The organism is Acinetobacter sp. CIP 51.11 (assembly GCF_000369665.1).
Taxonomy (GTDB): Bacteria; Pseudomonadota; Gammaproteobacteria; order Pseudomonadales; family Moraxellaceae; genus Acinetobacter; species Acinetobacter lwoffii_S.
Genome location: NZ_KB850129.1, coordinates 1893711 through 1917813 on the forward strand (window position 1 = coordinate 1893711; position 24103 = coordinate 1917813).

Genomic DNA, 24103 nt, shown 5'->3' on the forward strand with positions numbered 1-24103 from the left:
GTCTATGTATGTAGGTCGGAACAAGGACCAAATAAGTTACCCAAAGAATGTAGAGCCAGATAAAGTGCTACAGAGATCGCGACCGATTTGCTCTCTACCGAAGGGTAGAGAGCGGGGAGCGATTTTTGTGAATTTTTGATTTAGTGCTGTAGATAGGGCTTAGTCGGTATAGATGTTAAATCGACGACTGCCTTGCTTTTGAAGTGGATAAAGCTCGATGAGTTCAGGCTGGTGCTGAAGCAATGCCTTGGTATTTAGACTGATAGAATCCTTGGCTTTCTTCCAGACTACTGAGCCATTTGCAAAGACTGCCCTTTCCTTGTCTTGCATCATCATCTGAATTTCATGTTTAAGCTGGTCAAAGCGTTCCTGCTGATGCTGAATCTCTTCCTTCATTTTGATGAGCTGGTCGAACATCAAATTGGCATTTTCATTTTGCGAGAGATCCTCTACGGTTAAGGGTACATGCGCTGGATAAAGTTGTTGAATCGCTTTAGCTGCCGATTCACTTGCATCCACGGATGGTGGTGTATCCTTTTCCACGCATTCCCAGAAATATCGTTCTGCTTGAACAATATGCTCAATCACGGATTCTGATCGTGTCACTTTGAAGATCTTGGTTTCATGCCCACAGATCAAGACACAAACATGCGCTGCCTGTTTACCAGTCACCGCCAGTTGATGTTGTACCTGACAGAGTACGTATAAAGGCACACCATCTCGCCATAGCCTAGCACCATGTTCCCCAGCAGTCTTACACTCCAGGATCTGGACGTCATCACTACCCACCACGGCATAATCTAAGTTGGCCAGCATAAACGCTTTGTCTGGATCGGGATGCTGAAGCACGGCATTGACTCGTCTCACTTTATTATTGGTATGCAGACTGTAGTACTCAGCCACCAGTGGCTCTAGCTGTTTGCCCCAATACAGCGGTGCAACGCCTGAGCTGTCATCATTCAGGTTCTGCTGTGCACGTCCAGTCTTGATCATCCATAGTTCCAGCATCGACATGTAAGGGTTGAGGCCGCAGGCGGTTGCAGCATCACTACTGCCAATCCCTTGCTTACGTACTTCTAGCCATTCTTGGTAATCCATATTTTTAGTATTGGCTAAACGTTTGGCTGTCGCTGTTCGTTTAGCTGCGGTATTTGATTCATTCATCTCATTCGGAATTGGGAAATGAGGGAGTTGAGATGTATTTATCGGTGCAATCTGATTCATGCTTTGATCCTTATAAATAGTGAGGTCTGTAAAAATTTTCGGCATAAAAAAAGCCACATCTGGAGATGTGGCAAAAGGGGGTGTTTTCACTGGAGAAGGATCATCTGCATGACCCCTTGACCGTTATTGTAATAGCATTAGCTTAAATGAAACTTAAACCACTAAGTGAAGTGCTTGTTCCAGTCCACGCTGCTTTAATGCAGCACCTGCACCAAACCAGGCTGAATCGAGGCGGTGATCGGTACTCATGGCACGACGTTCATGATCGGCAAACTCTGTAATACTGCACAGTAGACCATAAGCAGTATCTTTGGCTGAGCTGAGTTCTGCCCCACGGCCTTGTCCGTTGAACATGTCCATGACTTTAGTCATAGCGCGTCCATTCGGTTCAGACTTTTCTTTAGCTGGATTTGGAGTGGCGATATTGCGATAGAATTGAATGATGTTCTCCTCCTGATCAGCAGCACTCATGCTGGTATTGTTAAACACTGCATCAAAATAGGCAGCCGCTTCTCCTTGAGTGACTTTACGTTGAGTCAGCTGTTTCATCTCATACATATGCTCATCCCAGGCACGGACTGAGATACCCAATTGCTGCTTAACTTTGTCAGCATCGAACTTAGTACTGTGTGGCACTTTCACGACACCAGCACTGCTACTCTGTCCACGCAGGGCAATGGCTAAGGTGTTATTACACACCACACGGATATTGGTGAACTGTGCTGTGGTGGCAAGCGTCCCATCGCAGGCAGTTGCCAATAAAATATAACCCTTGCTAACATCCTTGCCCTTCAATGCCGTAGATTGTCCGGTACGTGCCAATGCCCAGAACTTCTTCCCGCCTTTGAGTACACCAGCAGTTTCTAATTCAAAGCCGGATTGCTCAGTCAAATCCCGGTAGAACTCCAGAATTTCCATAGGCTGGACTTCCTGATAACGCTGACTGACCACAGACAAGGGTGCATGAGTATCGGAACGATACAGTACCCGCTGTTCTTCATAGGGCATGATGATGCTCTGCCCGCGTTCATTCTTTGCCATGTAGCTAACATCGGAGGATTCAATCCGCCAGTCCATCCCTGCCTGTTTTGCCCAGACTTCAATCGGCTGATTCTGAGTGAGTTGATTCCCGAGTCTATGCCAAGGGGTTTCTCCGACATACGCCATTTGTTCAAGTTGATGTGCCATATTTAATATTCCTTAATCTTAAAATTTAAAAATTGAAGATGCTTAGAAGAAAGCATGTGTTGAAAAATGTAAGGTTGTGAGATCAAAGCTAGATCGTATTTAGATCTATGAGGATCTATTGATTAGGCCCATTAAGCAGGCTTTACCCAAGCAAAATGCTGCTGGCAGTCCTGGCAGATAAAATTCATGGCATTACCATAGTGCCGTTCAAAATAATATTGGCTGACCACTACCAACACGCCACCGATAACCACGCCAACCATCGCACCGGCTAAAGGTGGAGCGCCGGTCTTCTTCGCCATTTTTATTCCGAATAGCGCCATCTGGGCTGGGGAAAGAAAATACCGTAGCTGTTCAAAATACTGTTCATGAGGGTGTCCTGATTCAGTCTGCTTGATATTGGCAGACTGGCAATAAGGACAATGGATGAAAGACATAGATCAATTCCTATTAAAAAACTGGAAGGTCAGGCATAAAAAAACCGCACCCTGAAGGATGCGGTTTTGTCTTTAAGTCAATCGTGACTGGTTTTGTGCTTAGTCTTTATTGAAAACTATAACTAGCATTGCCCTTGTCAGTTTCAACATCTACCTGTACTACATTGCTATATCCACATCCTGTTAACTGCAATTTCAACACCTGCCCCATCTTAAAGAATTGTGGATATTGAATTTTTCTTCGATATCCCTCGTAGCTGCATTGACCGTTATTGATCGACACATTTTTTGCTTCGATAGGATCAGGAGAGTTAGAGCGAATCGTTAAGATAGTAGCGGTTTGATTTTGAGCATACCAGTTACTCGTATCCTCAACACTCAGTTCGACGGTAAAAGTGTTCGGGTCTAAACTTGAGCTACATCCCGATAACATCCATCCAGCCGTGACCAGGAGAGTGCTAAGCAGAATAGGTTTAATTAAAATATTCATTATAAATGTGTCCTTTACTCAATATTCAGCTGTACCTGTTAAGCTCTAGCAGTAGTTATAGCTGACCTGATAATCACCGGTATTGGCATCGATATCGACCATATGGACTTCGCAATCACTGCCAGTATGGAATTTATAGACATAGACGCTATGTGAAGGGTCTTCTGTTTCCATAGCTCCACGCTCTTGCAGGCTAAAATCATTCACAGACTTACCTGTATCTTTGGCAGTCTTCTCAAAAATATAATTTTGATACTGACGAATTTTGGCTTGTTCAAACTCAGGTAGATCCCGATAAGGAATCATGGACTCAATTGTCCCAGTGCTATCCTGATTAAGATCAAATTCAAAACTGAGTAATGCCGGGGTCCGTGATTCTTTCTCTGGTGCTACGATCTTCTCTTGAAGATCTGCCTTATCAGTATTTGTAACCTTATCACCACCCTGAATAGTTGATGTTACTGCCTCTTTTACTTGAGGCACACTAGCTTCAGTAGTGGTTGCAACTATTTCTGCCTGGCCATTTGACTTGGAATTAAAATAAAAACCAGCCACGACCATGATCGTCATGGCAATAATTGCAGCCAAGCCTAATAAAGTTTTATTATTCATGATCTCACCCGCTTAGTTAGGCACGGTAACTTGGCCATTATTGGCATTGTAGTGAACAAAGCGCGGACACCCCCCCTGAAAGTTCACTGTAAAATTTTTCCAGCCACGATTGCCAGGATTGGTTTTATAGAGACATTGATAGACTCCATTGCCTGTATGACGCGCTTGAACAAGATAGGATTCACTCGCTTGAGCGAACCAACCTGCTTGCGCGAAAGATGCACCTGCGAGCAATAATGAAATAAGGGCAGTTTTTAGGAAGGTTTTAAACATAATCATTTTCTCTTTTTTATAGGTATCACCAGTTTTTACAAGAACCAGTGTCCCCCATATCATGAATGGTTGAATGAACATCTATGTTTTTTTGAAGTATTTAGACGGTAAAGCACCCGGATCTACGGCCCTCAAAACAGCATGAGAGATTCATCTTCATATCAGTAATATGTATTTGAAAAAGTTTTATTCTTAGAAAGTCATCGACACAGCTATGCCTTGACTGCACAGCCTCAGTTCTAATAGTCCAACGGAACAAATATAAAAAAAGAGAAATATAAAAGACGGTATTGATGTGAGCGCATAGCGTACTCCTTGTGCTAAAAGAGTTCTACCGGATCACTGTCAATTGATGGTGGCAGAACGAGAAAGGGTTGACAGACTGACACACAAGGATCAGCACGCACAAGGCGTCCCTCCCTCGCCCTACCGCAACGAAGGGGGACGAACGGATTCGCCACCAAAAAATTTCTTTTTTGATGTGCTTGTGTGAGGGGTCTGTCAAAACCCACTGACGATGTAGGTCAGCAAATAAAGGATAATCTTCACTTGAAAGAGCGTCAAGTAATCAACTCATAAATTTAATGTGACATTTAACAATCTTTAATATTGAAGTATCAGGCTTTTATCTGCATATTGATCATCTAATTTTTAATCAGAGGAATCGATATGAATAAAGACTTGAATCTCGAACGAGAAGAAGATGACTACAACGAGGCTCGTGAAAAAGAGATTAAAAAAATTGCTGAATCCAAAGGTATTACCGATGAAGCAGCAGAACAAGAATGGGAGAATCTAAAAAATTCTTGTAATTTAAAAGAATCTTTTTAAACCTATTTTTTTAGGCATTATTCTAATACTTTGATAGAAAAAAAGTACTATTTTTGATGCCTAACCCACCACTTATACACATAACCGATTAATAACCTAATTAATTGATTTAAACTATAAAATACTTAAGTATGTACAATATTTTAAGGCCAATTATGCTTTTTAAGAACGAGCAAAAAACAACAACAGCTATGACTGACCAATTTGAAAAAAATAACTTGTCTGCACCAACAGAATTAGGTCAGAAAGCTACTAAAAGATTTTTCACAGGATATCTCAAAAGTTTAGCTATTCAAAAAACTTCCAATACTCATGAATTACTTCGAATTAGTCATAATTACAACAACTTAAAAGAACTTAAAATGTATATAGATGTTGAATTTGAGTATTCAGGAAAAATTTATTCATATTCATTTCAAAGGATTGGCGATGAAGTTACCCCTGAATACGTATATAAAGAAATTTATGAGTGTGACTTTCTTGATGCAGAAGTAATGCGCACAGGCATGTTCGACTCTAGGAATAGAGTTGACCAATTATTTACAGCCATTGTAATTGTTCTTTCAGCTGTCTGTGAGATCATACTGGAGAATGTGCATAATCCTAGAATGACCTTAAAAGAAGCTTTAGAACTTTCTCAAGAAGTTATTAATAAACGTGCAGAAAATAATCTTGTCTACTTTCCTTCCCTTTGTACCTATCTTAACGAAGCCATTATCTTATGTGAAGGTCTAAAAGAAATAACTGCCTGTTTTAAGTTTGTAGATAATATTAAACATACACACGAAAGTGATGCACCTGAAGCTGTAAGTCATGTAACAAACAGTTATGAAGAAATATTTGAAAAATCATATAATTCGTTAGAAGAAGCTATCAATATATGCATATCACAAGGTCTGTTTAAAAAATATCAACGCACTAACTCTAAGAGTGGAATTTTAGATAAACCTAAGATTTTTTGCCATAACCATAGTTTATTAAATAACAAGTATTTGCTTAAAAAACTTAATGGCTCAACTTTAAGCAATGAAGGAAACTCCAGAAAAAAACAAATTTATGATGACTACGAAAAGAAAATCATTGAGTTAATTTCTGATAATAAATATATGAAAAAGTATAAAAACAAGACAGAGCTGTGCAAAGTTTTGGCAGATGGGATTTACGAACATCTGCATAAATATATGGAAAAACATCGTAAAGAGAATAATCACAAGCACGGGTTGATGCCTGATAACCTAGAAAATAGAATTCGTTTAATTATTAACAAAAATGAAGAGTTAAAAAGAAGAATACTCCATCTAACTGAAAAATAATGATTTTCAATTTTTTTTATTTAGTTGGAATCAACACACATATTTTTTCGTCTCGTTGTAAATTTACTGCCATTAGATAACTTTCTTAAAGCAAAAAGAAAATTATCTAACAAATGGGTTTTACCCGAAAATAATCATTACTTAGGCAGTAACTATGTACACAGCAGCAATCGAAAAAACCTCGAACACTCAACACATTTTGATTCCCTTACCCCAGGAAAGTTGGGTGTTTGAATATAGGATAATATTACTATTAACAAGATGTTACTCAAATAGTTCTTTTACTTATAAATTAGGGAAAGTATATCTCCCTATACTCTTAATTTTATACAGGGCACTGCAAGAAGTTAGACAATTCAATCTGATTTCTAATAAATGCAAGGGGCACAATCATGGCTTGTAAACCTTATAAATCACAAGAACCCGTGATTGTTTATCCTCTCATAAGTAATGGGGCATTTGAACTTGCCCCATCCTCAGAGATTGAGCTAACTATTTTATATCATAACCATCGATTGAAATGCATGCTCAATATAGTGTCATTCGTCAGGGAGTGCTTGAACGCAAAGCGAGCTTGCAGCCACAGTTGAACTTGATGATTTTAATGTATTTAAGGGATTCTTTTACTACTCTCAATGGATGAAACCATTTGTTTCTGTCTTTGATGATATTACAGGCATTGATCTTAACTACTTGAAAGATTTTACAGTCTGTGAAGAGATATTATGCTTCTTCAAAGCAAAAGAACTTTTGAATACTGAAATAGATCTGATTGGTTTATTTGAGCAACCTAATTCTCAACCTCTTGGGCATATACAACCAAGAGCAGATTTATTGAATCGATTCGTTCAACTCATTCGTGAGCAAATGGCTAGCACTTTAGTAAAAAATGCTATCCGAGATCGTGAAAGGAAGGCTAAAAACAATTTAAAGTCTTGCCGTAAAACGGTGAGTCATTATTTTGACAAATTCAGCAAACTTCTAGTTATACGCGTTGACTTTGCTTTTAAACCACCTTTAGAGCACTTAACTAATTATTGCCCAGATGAACTACAGCATCACTTTCATTCCGAAGATGCATTGCAGTCATTAAAAAGACTTATTGCGCGGTTCCTGCACAATAAAAGGCATAACAAAATATTAAACCAAATTAAGGGTTATATTTTGAAGTTTGAACATGGGTTAAAAAAGGGCTTTCACGTTCATGGGTTGTTCTTTCTAGATGGCAATTTACATCAAAATGATGGGTATTTTGCACATGAAATTACTAAGTATTGGAAAAAACTTACGAATGGTCAAGGCTGTACTTACAACTGCCATATGGCTAAAGACAAATACAAAACACTATGCATAGGAATGATTGAATATACAAATACCGAAAAACGAGAAGCGTTAGATGTTTGTATTCAATATTTCTGTAAAAGAGAACAATACTTCATGTTTGAAAAGATGAAAAGTGTCAGAACAATTCAGACTAGTCTACCACCTCAGCGACGCTCTAATGCAGGCCGTCCAAGAAAAGGGGGTAAGTCTATCAACACCAATTTAGTGAATAGCAGTCATAAAGGAAACTCTAATGCTAACTAAAAAAGATCTTCCAGTAATTAATACTGCTTATTACTGTAGCACTGGCGCACGGCTAGCTCCACCACATCCAAGCCCTGTTAATATTTATCAAGTAGCTTCACTCTTGGCGAGAGCCTCTGCTAAAAACATTGAAAATGCTTTTAATGGATCAAATGCTCTTATTATGCAAGCCATACAGACGTTACCTGGGCTAAATAGTGCACCTTGGATTAATGGCTGTATGTCAAAAATGAGTTTACATCCTCTAATTTTACAGTTTTATCACTTAGCTTATCAACATGGTATGGGATACAAAGCTTTTGATCCTTCCAGTGTAATTCGTATGATTGAGGAATTACAGTTTTGCATGCAAACCTCGCATTATGGCAATAGTTTAGAAAAATGGATGGGGGCTTTTGATTTATCTAAACAAACCTTAAACACAACATTTCGTGCTCTCGATAAAAATGTGTCTGGCTTCGAACTACAAGAATTCAGTATTAATTGTGATGCCACTCAAAATGGATCCTTACAAATTGAGGAATTTAAGACATTAGTCAGTAATGAGATGAAAAAGCTACTTAATCTGGCTGAGCCAGATAAATGTTTAGCCATCTTCTTAAAACAAGAGCCATGCTTAAATCACCGTATGAATATGCGTTACATCGTAATATTACAGAAGGATTTTATTGATGAGCCGGCAGGATTTGCTGATTTAAGTTTTTTTGAAAACCTAAAAAAAACAGTTGAATCAAATAGTTGCTATGTTATTACTTATGATTTTGGATATCTAAACGGATTTCTTGTAAATAACCGATTTAGTAAGAAAAGTCCCAATTACAGGGAACGCATCAGATGTTTAAAAACCTATTTAATAGGTACAGATACGTTATATAGACTAAATGGTTTACAACCCTCATGTGAGGTTGTGTATTCAAAATTTGACTGAATAATGCGAGTTTAATAATGGGAATATTCCAGCTAGCCACTGCTGACTACCTGTTTATGAAATATCGCTCTATGACCGTCGAGCTGATGACAATAGTTTCTGACTATTATCCTCATCTTAGTAAAGCTGAAGCATTAAGAAAGGCGAATAATCAAGAATTCCCTTTCTCTGTGTTTAAGATAGATCAGAGTAAACGTGCACCCTTTCTAGTGCACGTAAAAGATCTAGCAGATATTTTAGACAAAAAGTATTCAGAAGCTTCTAAAGACTATGCTACGTTTCATCGATGAGGCGTAGCACCTCTTCAGACTGTATAACATCTCTTCTTGCCTTCACTGATACATATCGCTGTAAACTGCTCCAGGAATCATGCAAACTTACTTTCTGAATTTCGGGAATAGTCATGCTCTGCTCAGCTAATCGAGTACAGCCTTCATGCCTCAAGTCATGAAATCGTAAATCTTCAATACCCAACACTTTACAGGCTTCTCTAAATTCTTTACCCAAACTTTTGGGATTCAAAGGCAATAACAAATTTTCATCATGACCTAGCTTTAGCATCCGATCACGGACTTCTGGATGCTTTAATCTCTTAATCATTTCCTTACAAGAATCAAGAACATCAAATGATTTGTGATTACCTTTAGAGCCATTCGGATTCTTTAGATCATGCACTTTCCATGTTGAGTGATGTAGGTCATAATCTCGAAAATACAATCGTGTTAATTCAGCTTCACGTCTGCATGAGAAAATTGCAAACCACATAATCAAATGCATTGGGTATTTAGAGCCATAACGATTTAGCTTCCATCGTTCTGCAAAATACTTCGTCAATGCAATCAATTCATCTCTCGAAGGCAGTCGGTCTCTTTTTTGACTAGATGATATTTGGCGTGTTTTCCTTAACTGAGCCGTAGCCTTATCAAAGCCATTTAAATCAATATCCATTTCCCACATAACAGCAGCATGAGAAAGTACACCACGAATATGTAAAAGCTCATGTTGTTGCGTACTAGTCGCGATAGGTTCAAGTTCAAGATGAGGGACTCCACCCTTCCTCAAAGCAACATGCTCAGCTAAATGTACTGATTTTATTTTTGTGATAATATTGCGCGCGATTGGCAGCTTCTTGATTAAGAGCAGAGAATAGCGTTTCGTCCTTCCGTACTCGCTCCCGACTTCATCCAAATATTTATCTATGGCATCTGATAAGGTCAGATTAATGAGCTGTTCCTTGCCAAGCAAAATATCAGGATTTTCTTGAATTTCGACTTCTCTTTTCTTAAGCCAGTTTTCAGCCATCTTTTTTGAATGAAATGTTTTACTTTCAGAAAAAGCAGGAAAGCCCTTTCGAGTGATTCGAATCGCAGCACGGTAGTTAACTTTACCATCTGCACCTTTCCTTGCTGTAATCGACCCCATAATTTACACCAAAAGCTATTTTTTCCATTATGGTGTAAAATTTGGTGTAAATGCAAACCGATTTACCCACCTAAACACAGGTTCAAACAGATTCTCGCAGGTTGCGGAATATAGATTAAAGGCATGATTTTTAATGACTATTAACAAAAACATTGAAAACACTCAATCTCCGAGAATCAGTGTCGCCCCGATGATGGATTGGACCACCAAAGATTATCGTTTCTTTGCACGTCTGTTTAACCCGAATGTGATTATGTACACTGAAATGGTCACCACAGGTGCGATCATTTATGGTGATGCCAAACGTCATTTGGACTTTAATGCGGAAGAGCAGCCAATCGTTTTGCAACTCGGCGGCTCGAATCCAAAAGATCTGGCAATCTGTACCAAGATGGCGCAGGACTGGGGCTATAACGAAGTCAATTTAAATGTAGGTTGCCCAAGTGACCGGGTACAAAATAATAAAATTGGTGCCTGTCTGATGGCGGAGCCTGATCTAGTCGCAGAATGTATTGCTGAAATGCGTCATGCGGTGGATATTCCAGTGACCGTAAAACACCGGATCGGAATTGATGATATGCAATCTTATGAAGAGATGCTGCATTTTGTCGATACCGTGGCCAAAACCGGCTGCAATAATTTTATCGTGCATGCGCGGATTGCCTTATTAAAAGGTCTATCACCTAAAGAAAACCGCGACGTGCCACCCCTACGTTATGAAGATGTCTATCGTTTAAAACAGGATCGTCCTGATCTGCTCATCGAGATCAACGGCGGAATTAAAACCTATGCCGAAACGCTGGAACATCTCAAACATGTGGATGGCGTGATGATTGGCCGCGAAGCCTATCATAATCCTTACTTACTGGCTGAACTGGGCCAGTTATGGAATCTGGATGCACCAGACCGTTTTGACATTATGCAACAGATGCTGCCTTATATTGCCCAGCGCATGGCCGAAGGTGCACCTTTATCCATTATTACCCGTCATATTTTAGGACTGTTCCAGAATTTGCCAGGTGCACGTAAATGGCGTCAGGCTTTAAGCGGTGGTAATGCCAAAACCTTGAAAGATGTAGAGACTGCACTTTTTAATATTCAGGAAGCGATGCAGCGTACCGAAGATTATGTACGTGAACATCAGCAAGTTGAATCCTAAATACAAAAAGCACCAATGATCGGTGCTTTTTTATAGCGATTGCGCATGAGTTATTGCGTATACGCCGTGATATTGCCGACCGGAATTGGCTCTTCCTGATAAGAAACATCTTGTAATGCGGGTTCAGCCACTGGTGTAATCAGAGAGCCGGAGACATTCTGGTTCGGTTCATCTACAGGTTCTAGATCATCCAAGGCTGAGGCCAGTTGCTGTAATTCTCGATCCAGTTGCTGACGATATTTTTCAATTTCAATTTCATCAATAAAAGCAAAGGCATCATCTTCAATCGACCAACTATACCCCCCATCCACCTTAAAGACTTTTACATGAATGGGATATTCCTCACCCTGATAATTCAGATGAGAAATGGCCTGAAACTCATTCCCCTGACGCTGGACAATTTTGACTTTTTTCACGGTAAAACGATAGTGTTGATAATCTCGATTGGAATTAAATTCACGTTGCATCTGCGTTTGAATATTTCTGGCCAGTTCATCCATCGAGACAAAATAACTGCATCCAGCCAGACAGGCAACCATCCATAACATCATGATTTTTTTCATAGCGCCCCCTCTTTTTTCTTTCCACTTCCTGCTTATAGCTGATATATGCAATATTTTTATCTTTGCTTATTCTGTGATCCATTTTATGCTTTTTTGCAAAAACAATAAACAAACAGCGCTTCGATTAAGATTAAATATTTATGGTTTCTATAGTTTTTTTGAATTAATGATAAAAAATTAGCCATAAAAAACCCTGATGAATTCAGGGTTTTTCGATACAGATCGTTTTAAAAATCATCATCACTGGATGGATCACGATACAGGGCATCATGAATAGCTTCGATCAACTGCTGGGCAATCTCCTGCTTGGAGGCTTTTTCCAGATCACGTTTGTCTAGCTGATAATGCTCGGCAAAGAATACTGTCATGGCATTTTCATCCGAAGCAAATCCGATATCTGCACGTGATACATCATTGCAGGCAATCATATCAAGCTTTTTCGCGACCAGCTTTCCGGCAGCATATTCTTCAATGTTGCGAGTTTCTGCAGCAAAGCCGACCATAAATGGGCGTTTTTCCTGCTGGGCAATGGTGGCGACAATATCCGGATTTTTCACCAAGGCTACATTCAGTTCATCACCAGCTTTCTTGATTTTATGTTCGGCTACTTCTGCCACACGATAATCGGCTACTGCAGCTGTCGCAATAAAGATATCGCAACCATTTTCCAGCATCTGCATACTTTCATTCAGCATTTGCACGGCAGAAGAAACATTCTTACGTTTCACGCCATTTGGGGTTTCCAGACTGACCGGCCCTGCGATCAAGGTGACATTTGCCCCTGCTGCATAACAGGCTGCAGCCAGTGCAAAGCCCATTTTCCCGGTACTGTGATTGGAAATATAACGCACCGGATCAATCGCTTCGCGGGTCGGGCCTGCGGTAATCGTGACTTGTTTACCCGCAAGCAGGCCAAATTTTTCCGCAATCGCACGTTGAGCTTTATGAAAATATTCAGTCACCTGTCGGGCTAAATCTTCCGGCTCAGGCATCCGGCCCAAACCTACATCACCACAAGCCTGTGATCCTGCATCCGGCATGATCACATGCACACCATCTTCGATCAGTGTCGCAAGATTACGCTGCGTTGCTTTCGCCGCCCACATTTGCTGGTTCATGGCAGGCGCCACCCAGACAGGTGCTTTCGTCGCCAGATAGAGAGTACTTAAGAGATCATCCGCCAGACCTGCTGCGAATTTTGCCAGGGTATCACAACTGGCCGGTGCTACTAGCAACAGATCTGCCCAACGTGCCAGCTCGATATGGCCCATGCCGGCTTCTGCTTCAGTATCCAGCAATTCGGTATGTACAGGATTGCCCGATAAGGCTTGAAAGGTTAAAGGTGTAATAAAAGCCTGTGCACCGTGAGTCATGACGACCCGCACATCAAATCCGGCATCTTTCAGACGACGAACCAGAATTGCACTTTTATAGGCAGCAATACCGCCAGTAACGGCCAAAATGATATTTTTATGAGGAATTACACTTAGATCAAAGCTCACGAACAGATTACCTTGCTGTTGCAGTGGGGCTCACAATAGCATTAAATAATCGCATCCCCAAGAGATCAGCTTGCGGGAAAACTGATAATTCATAATAAATAAGTCTAATAACTATGCAATTTTCTATTAAAAACTGGCCGGAACAAGAACGGCCGCGAGAACGCTTAATTCAATATGGCGCAGAAAGTCTGTCCGATGCCGAGCTACTGGCTATTTTTCTACGCTCCGGTTCCCAGCAACATTCGGCAGTTGATCTGGCGCGTTTGCTGATTCAGCATTTTGGTCATTTGACTGCGTTGCTCGATGCACCTTTACAGGAAGTCAGCCAGTTTCATGGCATGGGCATCAGTAAATATACTCAACTGATGGCCGTCAAGGAACTCGGACGGCGTTACATAGCCGAGCACCTGAAACAGGATGCACTGGAACTTACCAATTCCAAGCGGCTGAGAGATTACTTACGTTTTGAACTGCTCGGTGAAACTCAGGAAGTGTTTGCCGTGCTGTGTCTGGATGCCAGTTTAAGAAAAATTGCCTTTAAAAAACTGTTTTATGGCTCCATCAATGCATGTGATATTTCCATTAATCAATTGTTGCGTTATGCCATTAGCCAACAGGCGACTTCCATTGTGATTGCACATAATCATCCACTGGGCCGGCCCTCTCCATCCAAGGCTGACCTGGCATTGACCCGTCAGATTCAACAAGCCTGCCAGCTGGTAGATATTCATCTGATTGACCATTGTATTATCGCTTTGGAGGGCAGTTTTTCCTTTGCTGAGCAGCAACTCATCAAACCAGAAATGCAGTATTGAATAGCACTTGACAAAGCAGGCACAACTCCACAAGATCATGAAAAAAATTGTGATGATTCCAATAAATGATCGTACGTGACCAGCCGACTGTTTTTAAACTGCTGTTTTCCTGGCGGGGGACGATTTTACCTAAAGTTTTACCGCCTTTGGGCGTGGTGATGCTGATGTCAGCCATCATTGGTGGCTTGTCACATATTGGTTATTTTCATTTTCCAGAATTACCCTTGGTTGGCTTTACCCTGATTGGAGTGGTACTGTCTATTTTTCTTGGTTTTAAAAATACCGCCTGTTATGACCGCTGGTGGGAAGCGCGCAAACTTTGGGGAATTCTAATTGCCAATTCACGTCATTTTGACCGTGATTGCAGGATGCTGTCCCAAGGTCGCCGTGAGCGTGTGATTCAGCATGTGATTGTCTTTGCCAATGTACTCCGCGATCGCCTACGCCATCAAACAGCCAATCCGACTGAACTGGTTGAAACCAGCGGCATGAGCCAGCAGGCGGTGACCCAACTCTATCAGCAGGCCAATGCGCCGCAATATACCTTAAGCCTGATTCAATGGGAGTTAATGCAGGCGCTTAAAGAAGGTGAAATCTCCGATATCATCTATATGCAGATGAATAATCATGTGGCGGAACTAAGTATTGTCCAGACTGGTTGTGACCGGATTGCGACGACGCCTTTGCCTTTTGCCTATTCGGTCTTGCTCAATCGTACCGTCTATTTTTTCTGTTTTATTTTACCTTTTAGTTTAGGTTCAACGCTTGGTCTGTTTACGCCTTTACTGGTTGGAATTTTGGCTTATACCTTTTTAGGATTAGATGCTCTAAGTTCGGAAATTGAAGAGCCTTTTGGTACTCAGAGTAATGACTTGCCGCTGGACTCGATGGTACGTACGATTGAAATTGAACTGTTAGGGACTTTAGGTAAACCGACGCCACCACCGATTCAGGCTCAAGATCATAATTTGCTTTAATTTATAATTCTCTCCTCGCCCTTTGTTATTAGTAGCGAAGGGAAAATCTTCTCTCAAATGAAAAAGATCGAGGTAAAGGAATGACTAAACAAAACTCTCCCAAATCCCGACCTGCCCCGGTTTAAGACTCGGGACATTGCCCAGTTTAATCCAGGGCATGTGATCGCCATGAAAATCACTGCCAATCGAAACTTTAAGATCATATTCAGTAATCATTCGATCCACCATCTGCCGGGTGGAACTTGGTTCAATCGCCGGTGGCAGCTCGACGGCATCTCCACCGAACTTGGCAAAGATCTCGATCAGGTAGCGAATATTGGTCGCAGATAAATCATATTTGGTCGGATGTGCCAGCACGGCGAATCCGCCACTTTCATGAATCACCTGAATGGTGTCTTCAAGACTCAAGCCATCAAATTTGACATAGGCTTTCTTGCCTTCCTTAATATATTTATCAAAAGCCTGTTGTGCACGGGTCACAATCCCCTTTTCTACCAGCGTTTTGGCAATATGGGTGCGTGTCACCCGATCAGGGATATTGTCGACTTTGGCCAGTACATCTGCATAAATATCCTCACCAATTAAAGGAGCCAGCAGATCACAAATCTGTTTAGAGCGTTCAGCCCGGATTTTCTTTTGCTGATTGAGGGCTTTTTGTAAAGGCTCAGGATTTTGCATATTTAGGGCGACGATATGCACGCCATAGTTTTTTTTGGTGGCAGGACGTGACCACTGGCTGGATATTTCCACCCCCGAAATGATCTTAATCTCATGATTTTTAGCGGCTTCCTCAGCCAATGCCAAACCGTCCATGGTGTCATGATCCGTCAGGGCCAAAGTATGGACAAGTTTTTCCACAGCCGCTTCGACTAATTGCTGAGGACTGAAAGTTCCATCAGAAATATTACTATGTGTATGTAAATCTACGCCGTGCATCTCTATACTATGACATTTATTTAATCAGATTTAGATACTCTAACATGAAAGCACTTTTAGACTTTGTGCCACTCATTATTTTCTTTTATTTATATAAAACTGTAGATCCAAAAGACACTGACCATCAATTGCTGCAATTGATCGGTTCTGCGGGGGGTGTCGACAATAATAATATTCTTGTTGCAACCACAGGTCTGATTATTTCCATGCTGGTCGTCTATGGTGCGTTATTTGTCATGCAAAAATTCCGTCTGGACAAGCAGCAATGGATTGTCTTGTTTATGACGGTGATTTTTGGTGGCATCACCCTGATCCTCAGCGATGATTTTTATATCCGCCTAAAAGCCGTGTTACTGAATCTGGTCTTTGCCGGGGTCTTTTTCTTATCCCCTTGGTTTAGCAAGGATAAAAAACCACTGATTCAGCGCCTGTTTGGTCCGGTATTCAATCTAAGCGAAAAAGGCTGGTTCAAGCTGAACTATGCTTGGGTTGCCATGTTCGTACTGATGTCATTTCTGCATACCTTTTTCGCCTATTTGTGGATGGATGGAAAATATTGGGGCGAATTTACTGCATTCGGTGACATGATCGTGATGTTTTCCTTTATCATTATTCAGTTTATTGTATTGCGCAAATACTTTAAGACCGCTGAATAAGTCCAACTACAAACGATTGAGAGTCATCATGCCATTATTCGTCGTTAGCTGTACCGATCGGGAAGGTACAGTTGAAAAACGCCTCGCGATTCGTCCACAACACCTTGCACGTCTGGAACAGTTAAATGCTGAAGGCCGCCTGATTGTTGCAGGTGCCATGCCTAAAGATCCAGCCAATCCGCAGGCCGGTTTTTATGGCAGTACCATTATTGTCGATTTTGACAGTCGTGAAGCATTGGACAGATGGCTACAGGATGAACCTTTCTTAAAAGAAGGTGTGTACGAACACATCGATGTCAAACCATTCAATAAAGCATTCCCTCAAGGATAAGGTTCATGCGTGTTGTTACTGCCAGTATCATTGGCCTATGTTTTATGATTTCTCCAGTATGGGCAGTCGAAGTTGCGCCTGCTCCTGTGATTCAGGAAAATCAGACAGCACAACCTCAAGGGACAGCGGCGACTGCCCAAACCCAGTCTACGCCGAAACCTGCCATTATTCCTGCCGTAGCGACTTCTGCCCAGCCAGTGCCACCTGCCGAGAATAAACCGTTAACTGCAGAAGAAATCGCCAAGTTGAAAGCCCAGCAAGAGGCCAAGGTCAAAGCCTTAGTCAAAGATCAGGCCACCCGTTTGCAGCAACTGGAAAAAGCCAATCTGGAAGCACTATCGCAAAATCAGGAATTGCAGCTCAAGAATGACAATCTAGGGGTTCAGGTACAAGTACTGCAAAGCGAACGCAGTGCCCAGATGTTCCTCTACGGCGCTGCAACCCTGGCTGTGGGGGTATTGCTCGGCTTCCTGATCGCGAGCTATGTTTATACCAAACGTCGCCGTCAATGGTAAGCTATAGCCCTTCCCGATATCTTTAAGGTTGTACCCGTTTTGTCACACGCAATTCAAACTGCTGATCTGGATTGGCAATTGGTGGATGGTATTGATGTGCCTGTATCCAAGCAATTTGGTGATGTGTATTTTTCCAAAGACAATGGCTTGCTGGAAACCCGGCATGTCTTTTTAAATGGCAATGATCTCAGTACGCGTCTGGCAGATTTAAAACCTTTTGAATATTTCTGTGTCGGTGAAACGGGTTTTGGTACTGGTTTAAATATTCTGGCCCTGTGGCAGCTCTGGCAACAGGTGCGTCCGGACAATCACAGTCATTTGCATGCGATTTCAGTTGAAAAATTCCCTCTTTCTAAAACCGATCTGATTCGAGCCTTAAATGCCTGGCCAGAACTCAAGCCTTTAGCTCATCAACTCATCTCTCAATATCCGATGCCAATTGCCGGCTGTCATCGTCTCAGTTTTCCTGAAGAGCGATTCAGTCTGGATCTATGGCTGGGTGATGCACATGATGTTTTCCCGGTAATTGAAAAAACTGCGCCGGTGAACGCTTGGTTCCTGGATGGTTTTGCGCCTTCCTGCAATCCAGACATGTGGGAAGAAAATGTTTTAAATAATATTGTACGTTTATCCGAGATCGGTACCACTTTCGCCTCTTTCAGTGTTGCTGGCGTCTTAAAACGTGGCTTAAAAAATCATGGGATTTCAATTTCCCGCCCACGTGGTTTTAAGCATAAGCGTGAAATGCTGAAAGCGATCTGGAATCCGGCTGAGGAAAGCAACCCATCTTCAGCGCAGGAAACAACTCAAAAAAAAACTGAGCGAGATACAAAGACCAATATCAGACCTCGTCAAATCGCTGTGATTGGCGCTGGAATCGGTGGTTTAAGTAGCGCATGGGCATTCGCTCAACGCGGTCATCAAGTCACGATCTACGACCAGTCAGCGCCCCTCTCCGGAGGTTCTGGCAATCCACTGGCTTTGCTCAATCCCAAACTCTGTCCAGTTGAGCAAAGTGCTGAACATCTGATGACCTTGGCCTGGCAACATGCCTTAAATCATTATCAAAAATTTAAAGCTTTCCGCCCGATTCAGGTGAATCAGTTCGCCTTAAAAAATCCTGAACAGCTTTTAGGATTGGTAGATGAATATCCTGAAAAAATTCTTACTGTAAAAGATACAGAAGATCAAGAGGTTCAAACCGAATTTCCAAGTTTAAAACTGTTAGAAGCTGGTGTGGTTTCACCGCCTCAATTGCGTGATGAAATTCTACAGAATGTAAATATCCGATATCAACAGGCCAAAATTAGCCATATTGAAGCTACTACAAAACCTCAGCTATTTTCAGATGAACAGGATCTAGGTGAATTTGATCATGTGATTGTCTGTACTGCGCGAGATACAACACAATTCTTTGCAGATTATCCGGCTCTGAAACCGATTCGTGGACAGGTCAGTTGGCTCAACAATAAAACTCAACCTTTAAGCCAAAATACAGCCTATAGCTACGGTGGCTATTGTATGCAGCTGGATGCTGAACATCTGATCTTGGGTGCTTCTTTCTATCCAGGTCGAGATGATATCGAGGTGTTAGCAGAAGACCATGTACACAACTACGAATTGATCCACAGTGTATTCCCAGAATATGCACAGTCATTAGCTTCTACCGATACCTGGCAAGGTCGTGCATCGGTACGCGCGCAAAGTCAGGATTATTTTCCCCTACTGGGTAAAATGAAAGCGGATGAGGAAGTTTATAGCTTTGCTGGTCTCGGTTCTAAAGGCTTTCTGTTTGCGCCGCTCTGTAGTGAAATTCTGGTAGCCCAGATTCTCTGCGAAGCCTGTCCGGTGCCATCCAGTTTAATAAAAAAACTCAGTGTGACCCGTTTTCAAAAGAAAGTGAAAATGAAGAAACCGTATTTTAAGCTACAAATTTAATTACTATTTTGAATGAATCCCCCTAAATCCCCCTTTAAAAAAGGGGGGACTTTTCTCTACTTTTATGAATAAATAGAATAGATGTAGCTCCTCCCTTTAGAAAAGGGAGGTTGGGAGGCATTAAATCTCACCCATTAAAAAAGCGCCTTGCGGCGCTTTTTTTTGACAGAATGCTTATACACCCTGTTCAAGCGGTAAGCCTGCATCACGGGCAGCACGAGTACCACCCATCAGAATGACATATTCACGTGAGCTGTCAAAACCCTCTAGTTTTTCCGCAGCACGTGGAGCTTTACTGCCCCCACCACACAAGATGTAAATGGGTTGATCCGCTGACACCTGAGTTAGGCTTTCTGCTGAAAGATCGTTAATAGGCTGATTCACCGCCCCTTTCACGTGTGCTTCAGCAAAAGCACTTGAATCGCGTACATCCCAGATAATTGCATTTTCTGGGAACTCAAATGTTGTAATTTCTTGCTTACGGATCATTGCGCACTCCTTTGATGTAAAACAACACTTGGCAAATGAAGAAAACATCCCTAGCATCTCAGATATTCTTTCCCTTTGTAAAGGTCTAAACTATGCCTTCTTTCGATATTGTTTCTGAATTAGAAATTTTTGAAGTAAATCATGCAGTTCAAAACACCCAAAAAGAAATTGCGACCCGCTTTGATTTCCGTGGTCAGGACGTTTCTATTGAACTGAATGAAAAAAACAAGGAAATCAAAATCTCGACTGAAAGCGATTTCCAGTGTGAACAAGTCTATAGCATGCTGGAAAGTCATTTCTTTAAACGCAAAGTCGATATTCAGGCGCTTGATCCACAAAAAATGACGGCTTCTGGCAAAAATGTGATTCAGGTCATCAAGCTTAAAGATGGTCTTGACTCAGATACCGCAAAAAAAATTAATAAAGCCATTAAAGAAAGTGGGATTAAGGCGCAATCTTCTATTCAGGGCGACAAGATTCGTGTGACTGATAAAAAACGCGATACATTGCAGCAAGTAATGGCATTCTTGAAAGAACAGCAATTTGGTTTGCCTTTACAGTTCAATAACTTTAAAGATTAAGACAGCAACGTCTGTAGAAGGAATTATGGCAAAGAACAACCGATTAGCCAGATTAGTCAAAGCCACTGCACGATTACCGCAAGGCATTCGTACTGCTTTGTTAAGTAAAACTTTTGGCCGGGTGGTCCCGATGGTCGGCTCTGCCAAGATTCGTTATGAGGAAATGAGTGCGTCCAAAGTGGTAGTAAGTATGGCCAATCATAAAGCCATGCAGAACCATATCGGACAAATCCATGCATGTGCAATGGCCCTGCTGGCAGAAACAGCGACCGGCTTTGTGACGGCAATGAATGTTCCGGATACAGCAATTGTACTGATCAAAAGCTTAAAGGTTGATTTTAAGCGCCCGACACGCGGTGCCATGACTGCTGTTGCTACGCTCACGTCGGAGCAGCAAGCCCTGATGCAAAACTCGGATAAAGGTGAAACCCTGGTTCAGGTCACCGTCACGGATGAATCAGGTGAAGCCCCCATTCAATGTGAAATGCTCTGGGCTTGGATTGCCAAGAGCCAGCTCAAGAAATCATAATTTCTTCTTTTAGACAAAAAAATCCCAGACATTAAATCTGGGATTTTTTATTTCAAGTCATCATTGTGCTGTTTGCGATTCTAAAAGCTTCTGTTTCGCTTCTTCTGGAATCAGACGTTTGTTGCCTTTGACATCTACAGCAACAAAGGTAAACACACCTTCAGTTACCCGAATTGGGGGGCGTGAATCATCATGGCTATCCCAAACCTCGATTTCCATCTGGATAGATGTCTTGCCAACTTTGAGAATTTTGGTATAACAACTAATCACGTCTCCGACTTTTACCGGTACCAGAAAAGTCATCTGGTTAATCGAAATCGTGGCACAACGTCCCTTTGAAAATCGTTCTGCGTGAATCGCGCCTGCCAAGTCCATTTGTGAAACGATCCAGCCACCAAAGACATCACCACTCCAGTTGGTATCTGCAGGCATTGCGATCGTCTGTAGGGAAAGAATCCCCTCTGGTCTTACTTGAGAATCTGACACTTTCACTCCAGGCATTTGAATTAGGGTTGGGTATTTAACTGCTGATCAAGCCATTTTTGCAGCTCGCTTGACCGTAATGCACCGCTTATTCTAGCAATTTCGTTGCTTTTATTCATCAACACCAGCGTCGGAATACTGCGAACATTAAATGCCGAACTTAAGCGAGGATTCGCTTCTGTATCAATTTTTGCAAAAACCACATTTGGATATTGCTGGGCGACAGTCGCAAAATGCGGTGCCATCATTTTACAGGGACCACACCATTCTGCCCAGAGATCAATCAGGATTGGCAAGTCACTATGCGTGACAAACTGGCTGAAATTCTGCTCATTCAGCTCAATTGGTACCAGTGGAATCAGGGCTTGATGACATTGACCACAAGCAGGGTTGGCAGTGAGTTTATCTTCAGGGACACGGTTTTTGGCCAGACATTCCGGACATACAATAATCATCTAGCGCACTCCAATATGTTGATGTAAGAATTCTAATTGGGTCGAAACTGCTTTTTCAAACCATTCCCCATGATAAATATCAAAATGCCGGATATTCCACTCATGATATTGCACAAATGGTGCAATATTGGTCGCAGCTTCACGACTGGATTCAATGGGAATCAGACTATCCAGTTTTGCCGCAATAAACAGGACTGGAATGTTAATCTTTCTGACTTCCTGAATCGGTCGATAGCGCATCAGTTTAAAGAATGCCCGTGCAGGAATATGACCACTCCAGTAATAATCCGGATTGACAATCGACAGATAACCTTCATAACTGTCCTGTGTCGGCATAAAACATAGCTCATGCGGATCAACTACAGGTAAGGTTTTTGGTGCCATACCAACCTTGGCCCCCATATAATCCTGACTGGAAACTTTAAGCGCCTTGGGGAGTTGCTGTAAAGGATATAGTTGGGCACTTTCAGCCCCATCGACAAAAGGCACCTGTACCATCGCCGCCTGAATATTTTTCAGCTCTGCTGCAAGTGTCAATACATGCCCACCACTTAAGGCCGTACCCCAGAGCACGATCCGTTTACTGTCAATCGATTTGCGTTCCTGAATATGTCTGATCATGGTTCGCCAGTCATCGAGCTGGGCATTGATCGACACCAGTTCACGTGGACGCCCAGTGCTGCCGCCCCAATAGCGATAGTCAAATAAAACCACCGCATAGCCGGCACTGGCAAAACGCTGGGCATATTGCACCAGTTTAAATTGACGTAAGGCAGCCAGACCATGAGCCATCAGGATTACGGCCGGTTTTTCTATATTTTTAGGCCGATAAAAATCTGCAGCAATCACTTCCTGACCGCTTTTGACATACAGTGGTTCAACTGTATAAGCCTGCATACGCGCTCCATTGCGTTATCTTATGGTTATCATCATTTATAAAAATTTCAGAACAGGTTCAGCATGTTTTCAGCTTAATGCTATCATAAAGCATATCGATATAAATGAAATGATGGAGTGGCGTCATGAGCGAAAATGTAGGTTTTGCTGGTCAAATTGGTCCAGAACACGTAACTCAAGTGGTTGAGAAAGGTTTTAAATCGATTATCAACAACCGTCCGGACATGGAAGGTGGTTCCGAGCAGCCAACCAGTGCACAAATCGAGGAAGCTGCACGCAATGCCGGTCTGGATTATGTATTCCAACCAGTAGTAGCCGGTCAGATTACGGAGCTTGATGTACGCACTTTTGCCAATCATTATAATGAGTTGCCAAAACCGATCTTAATGTTCTGTCGTACTGGAAACCGCTCGAATAATTTATATCAGCTGGCAAAACAGATGGACCTGCTGGATGACTAAGTCATTTTGGAAAGGTGTGGTACTAGCAACCTGTTTTAGCTGTATTACACCTGTTTTTGCTGCAAATGATCTTAGCCGTGCGCTGACCTCTACGGTGAGTGTCACGGGGCAAATGACAACAAGCAAGTTTCAACAATTGATTCAGCAAGGTTTCAAATCTGTAATTGTAAATCGTCCTGATCAGGAAACTGGTAATAGTGTCACGGTGAGTCAATTACGCTCCATTGCAGAGAAATCTCAAGTGAGTGTGATTTATCAGCCTGTGGTGAGTGGCCAGCTTTCTCAGGCCAATATTGAAGAATTTGCGCGATATTATAATGAGCTGCCTAAACCGATTTTGATGGTTTGCCGAAGTGGTACACGTTCGGTTGCTTTGTTTAATCAGGCTAAATCTCAAGGATTGATTCATGAATAAAATTTTGGTCGTGTTATGTCTAAGCTTGACCTTTGTCGGTTGTAGTTCAATGAATTTGAAGCCGACTGTGGGTGTGAATGTGGGAACATCAATTTA

Annotated in this window: 30 protein-coding genes; 16 read left to right on the top strand and 14 right to left on the bottom strand. The window is 41.8% G+C overall.

Going from position 1 to position 24103, the window contains the following annotated elements:
- Positions 1-159: 159 nt before the first annotated feature.
- The 6 genes from F894_RS12745 to F894_RS12770 form a co-directional block, all read right to left on the bottom strand.
- Positions 160-1224, bottom strand: coding sequence for a YqaJ viral recombinase family nuclease (locus F894_RS12745; RefSeq protein WP_005248112.1), 1065 nt, complete (start codon positions 1222-1224; stop codon positions 160-162).
- 153 nt (positions 1225-1377) lie between these two features.
- Positions 1378-2412, bottom strand: coding sequence for a DUF932 domain-containing protein (locus F894_RS12750; protein ID WP_005248115.1), 1035 nt, complete (start codon positions 2410-2412; stop codon positions 1378-1380).
- 131 nt (positions 2413-2543) lie between these two features.
- Positions 2544-2849 carry a hypothetical protein gene (locus tag F894_RS12755; RefSeq protein WP_005248118.1) on the bottom strand — a complete coding sequence of 102 codons (306 nt, stop codon included), beginning with the start codon at positions 2847-2849 and terminating at the stop codon, positions 2544-2546.
- Positions 2850-2955: 106 nt separating this feature from the next.
- Positions 2956-3339, bottom strand: a complete 384-nt coding sequence (locus F894_RS12760; protein ID WP_005248120.1) for a hypothetical protein — start codon at positions 3337-3339, stop codon at positions 2956-2958.
- Positions 3340-3384: 45 nt separating this feature from the next.
- A complete protein-coding gene (locus F894_RS12765; protein ID WP_005248122.1) occupies positions 3385-3951 on the bottom strand; it encodes a hypothetical protein in 567 nt (188 codons plus the stop codon).
- Positions 3952-3963: 12 nt separating this feature from the next.
- Positions 3964-4224 (bottom strand): hypothetical protein, encoded by a 261-nt coding sequence (locus F894_RS12770; RefSeq protein WP_034438511.1) that lies wholly within the window; start codon positions 4222-4224, stop codon positions 3964-3966.
- Positions 4225-4893: 669 nt separating this feature from the next.
- On the opposite strand from F894_RS12770, the gene F894_RS15190 reads away from it, so the two are divergent.
- The 5 genes from F894_RS15190 (at position 4894) to F894_RS12790 (ending at position 9173) form a co-directional block, all read left to right on the top strand.
- Positions 4894-5055, top strand: a complete 162-nt coding sequence (locus F894_RS15190) for a hypothetical protein (protein WP_005248128.1) — start codon at positions 4894-4896, stop codon at positions 5053-5055.
- Positions 5056-5210: 155 nt separating this feature from the next.
- Positions 5211-6368: a hypothetical protein gene (locus F894_RS12775; protein WP_005248130.1), complete on the top strand. Its 1158-nt coding sequence runs from the start codon at positions 5211-5213 to the stop codon at positions 6366-6368.
- 639 nt (positions 6369-7007) lie between these two features.
- Positions 7008-7955: a YagK/YfjJ domain-containing protein gene (locus F894_RS12780; protein WP_005248132.1), complete on the top strand. Its 948-nt coding sequence runs from the start codon at positions 7008-7010 to the stop codon at positions 7953-7955.
- A complete protein-coding gene (locus tag F894_RS12785) occupies positions 7945-8883 on the top strand; it encodes a hypothetical protein (protein WP_005248134.1) in 939 nt (312 codons plus the stop codon). Before F894_RS12780 ends, F894_RS12785 begins: the two co-directional genes overlap by 11 nt.
- A 17-nt stretch (positions 8884-8900) precedes the next feature.
- A complete protein-coding gene (locus tag F894_RS12790; RefSeq protein ID WP_005248136.1) occupies positions 8901-9173 on the top strand; it encodes a pyocin activator PrtN family protein in 273 nt (90 codons plus the stop codon).
- Here F894_RS12790 and F894_RS12795 read toward each other — a convergent pair.
- Positions 9157-10305, bottom strand: a complete 1149-nt coding sequence (locus F894_RS12795) for a tyrosine-type recombinase/integrase (RefSeq protein ID WP_005248138.1) — start codon at positions 10303-10305, stop codon at positions 9157-9159. The two genes, F894_RS12790 and F894_RS12795, sit on opposite strands and share 17 nt — an antisense overlap.
- Before the next feature lie 133 nt (positions 10306-10438).
- On the opposite strand from F894_RS12795, the gene dusA reads away from it, so the two are divergent.
- The gene (gene dusA, locus F894_RS12800) at positions 10439-11464 is read left to right on the top strand and encodes a tRNA dihydrouridine(20/20a) synthase DusA (protein ID WP_005248140.1); all 1026 of its coding nucleotides are present in this window, start codon (positions 10439-10441) and stop codon (positions 11462-11464) included.
- Positions 11465-11514: 50 nt separating this feature from the next.
- Here dusA and F894_RS12805 read toward each other — a convergent pair whose 3' ends face one another.
- Together F894_RS12805 and coaBC are read right to left on the bottom strand one after the other, a co-directional pair.
- A complete protein-coding gene (locus F894_RS12805) occupies positions 11515-12027 on the bottom strand; it encodes a hypothetical protein (RefSeq protein WP_004281611.1) in 513 nt (170 codons plus the stop codon).
- 227 nt (positions 12028-12254) lie between these two features.
- Complete coding sequence (gene coaBC, locus F894_RS12810) at positions 12255-13529, bottom strand: bifunctional phosphopantothenoylcysteine decarboxylase/phosphopantothenate--cysteine ligase CoaBC (RefSeq protein WP_005248142.1); 1275 nt, start codon at positions 13527-13529, stop codon at positions 12255-12257.
- 113 nt (positions 13530-13642) lie between these two features.
- Between coaBC and radC the strand changes: the two genes are divergently transcribed.
- Both radC and F894_RS12820 read left to right on the top strand, forming a co-directional pair.
- The gene (gene radC, locus F894_RS12815; RefSeq protein ID WP_005248144.1) at positions 13643-14344 is read left to right on the top strand and encodes a RadC family protein; all 702 of its coding nucleotides are present in this window, start codon (positions 13643-13645) and stop codon (positions 14342-14344) included.
- A 65-nt stretch (positions 14345-14409) separates the two neighbouring features.
- Positions 14410-15321, top strand: coding sequence for a bestrophin family protein (locus tag F894_RS12820; protein WP_004733710.1), 912 nt, complete (start codon positions 14410-14412; stop codon positions 15319-15321).
- 84 nt (positions 15322-15405) lie between these two features.
- Here F894_RS12820 and F894_RS12825 read toward each other — a convergent pair whose 3' ends face one another.
- The gene (locus F894_RS12825) at positions 15406-16257 is read right to left on the bottom strand and encodes a PHP domain-containing protein (protein WP_005248146.1); all 852 of its coding nucleotides are present in this window, start codon (positions 16255-16257) and stop codon (positions 15406-15408) included.
- 44 nt (positions 16258-16301) lie between these two features.
- Here F894_RS12825 and F894_RS12830 point away from each other — a divergent pair, with 44 nt between their 5' ends.
- From F894_RS12830 to mnmC, 4 genes are read left to right on the top strand one after another with little or no spacing between them, the layout of a single operon-like run.
- Entirely contained in the window at positions 16302-16913 is a 612-nt protein-coding gene (locus F894_RS12830) for a septation protein IspZ (protein ID WP_004733705.1), read from the top strand.
- Between the two features lie 28 nt (positions 16914-16941).
- Positions 16942-17244, top strand: a complete 303-nt coding sequence (locus F894_RS12835; protein ID WP_005248149.1) for a YciI family protein — start codon at positions 16942-16944, stop codon at positions 17242-17244.
- Between the two features lie 5 nt (positions 17245-17249).
- Positions 17250-17759 (top strand): SH3 domain-containing protein, encoded by a 510-nt coding sequence (locus F894_RS12840; protein WP_005101791.1) that lies wholly within the window; start codon positions 17250-17252, stop codon positions 17757-17759.
- Between the two features lie 39 nt (positions 17760-17798).
- Positions 17799-19697, top strand: a complete 1899-nt coding sequence (gene mnmC, locus F894_RS12845; protein ID WP_005248151.1) for a bifunctional tRNA (5-methylaminomethyl-2-thiouridine)(34)-methyltransferase MnmC2/FAD-dependent 5-carboxymethylaminomethyl-2-thiouridine(34) oxidoreductase MnmC1 — start codon at positions 17799-17801, stop codon at positions 19695-19697.
- A 174-nt stretch (positions 19698-19871) separates the two neighbouring features.
- Here the strand turns inward: mnmC and F894_RS12850 are convergent, their stop codons facing one another.
- The gene (locus tag F894_RS12850; RefSeq protein WP_005101788.1) at positions 19872-20186 is read right to left on the bottom strand and encodes a rhodanese-like domain-containing protein; all 315 of its coding nucleotides are present in this window, start codon (positions 20184-20186) and stop codon (positions 19872-19874) included.
- 92 nt (positions 20187-20278) lie between these two features.
- Here F894_RS12850 and F894_RS12855 point away from each other — a divergent pair, with 92 nt between their 5' ends.
- Positions 20279-20767 carry a YajQ family cyclic di-GMP-binding protein gene (locus tag F894_RS12855; RefSeq protein ID WP_004281601.1) on the top strand — a complete coding sequence of 163 codons (489 nt, stop codon included), beginning with the start codon at positions 20279-20281 and terminating at the stop codon, positions 20765-20767.
- 25 nt (positions 20768-20792) lie between these two features.
- A complete protein-coding gene (locus F894_RS12860) occupies positions 20793-21296 on the top strand; it encodes a DUF4442 domain-containing protein (RefSeq protein WP_004645125.1) in 504 nt (167 codons plus the stop codon).
- Between the two features lie 60 nt (positions 21297-21356).
- Here F894_RS12860 and F894_RS12865 read toward each other — a convergent pair whose 3' ends face one another.
- From F894_RS12865 to F894_RS12875, 3 genes are read right to left on the bottom strand one after another with little or no spacing between them, the layout of a single operon-like run.
- Positions 21357-21797: an acyl-CoA thioesterase gene (locus tag F894_RS12865; protein WP_153566559.1), complete on the bottom strand. Its 441-nt coding sequence runs from the start codon at positions 21795-21797 to the stop codon at positions 21357-21359.
- A 5-nt stretch (positions 21798-21802) separates the two neighbouring features.
- The gene (gene trxC, locus F894_RS12870) at positions 21803-22234 is read right to left on the bottom strand and encodes a thioredoxin TrxC (RefSeq protein ID WP_005101783.1); all 432 of its coding nucleotides are present in this window, start codon (positions 22232-22234) and stop codon (positions 21803-21805) included.
- Complete coding sequence (locus tag F894_RS12875; RefSeq protein ID WP_004645122.1) at positions 22235-23131, bottom strand: alpha/beta hydrolase; 897 nt, start codon at positions 23129-23131, stop codon at positions 22235-22237. It abuts the gene before it with no gap.
- Between the two features lie 125 nt (positions 23132-23256).
- On the opposite strand from F894_RS12875, the gene F894_RS12880 reads away from it, so the two are divergent.
- Together F894_RS12880 and F894_RS12885 are read left to right on the top strand one after the other, a co-directional pair.
- Positions 23257-23592, top strand: coding sequence for a protein tyrosine phosphatase family protein (locus F894_RS12880; protein ID WP_004281596.1), 336 nt, complete (start codon positions 23257-23259; stop codon positions 23590-23592).
- Positions 23585-24007, top strand: a complete 423-nt coding sequence (locus tag F894_RS12885; RefSeq protein ID WP_005248155.1) for a protein tyrosine phosphatase family protein — start codon at positions 23585-23587, stop codon at positions 24005-24007. The genes F894_RS12880 and F894_RS12885 overlap by 8 nt, the downstream gene beginning before the upstream one ends.
- The last annotated feature ends 96 nt before the right edge of the window (positions 24008-24103 follow it).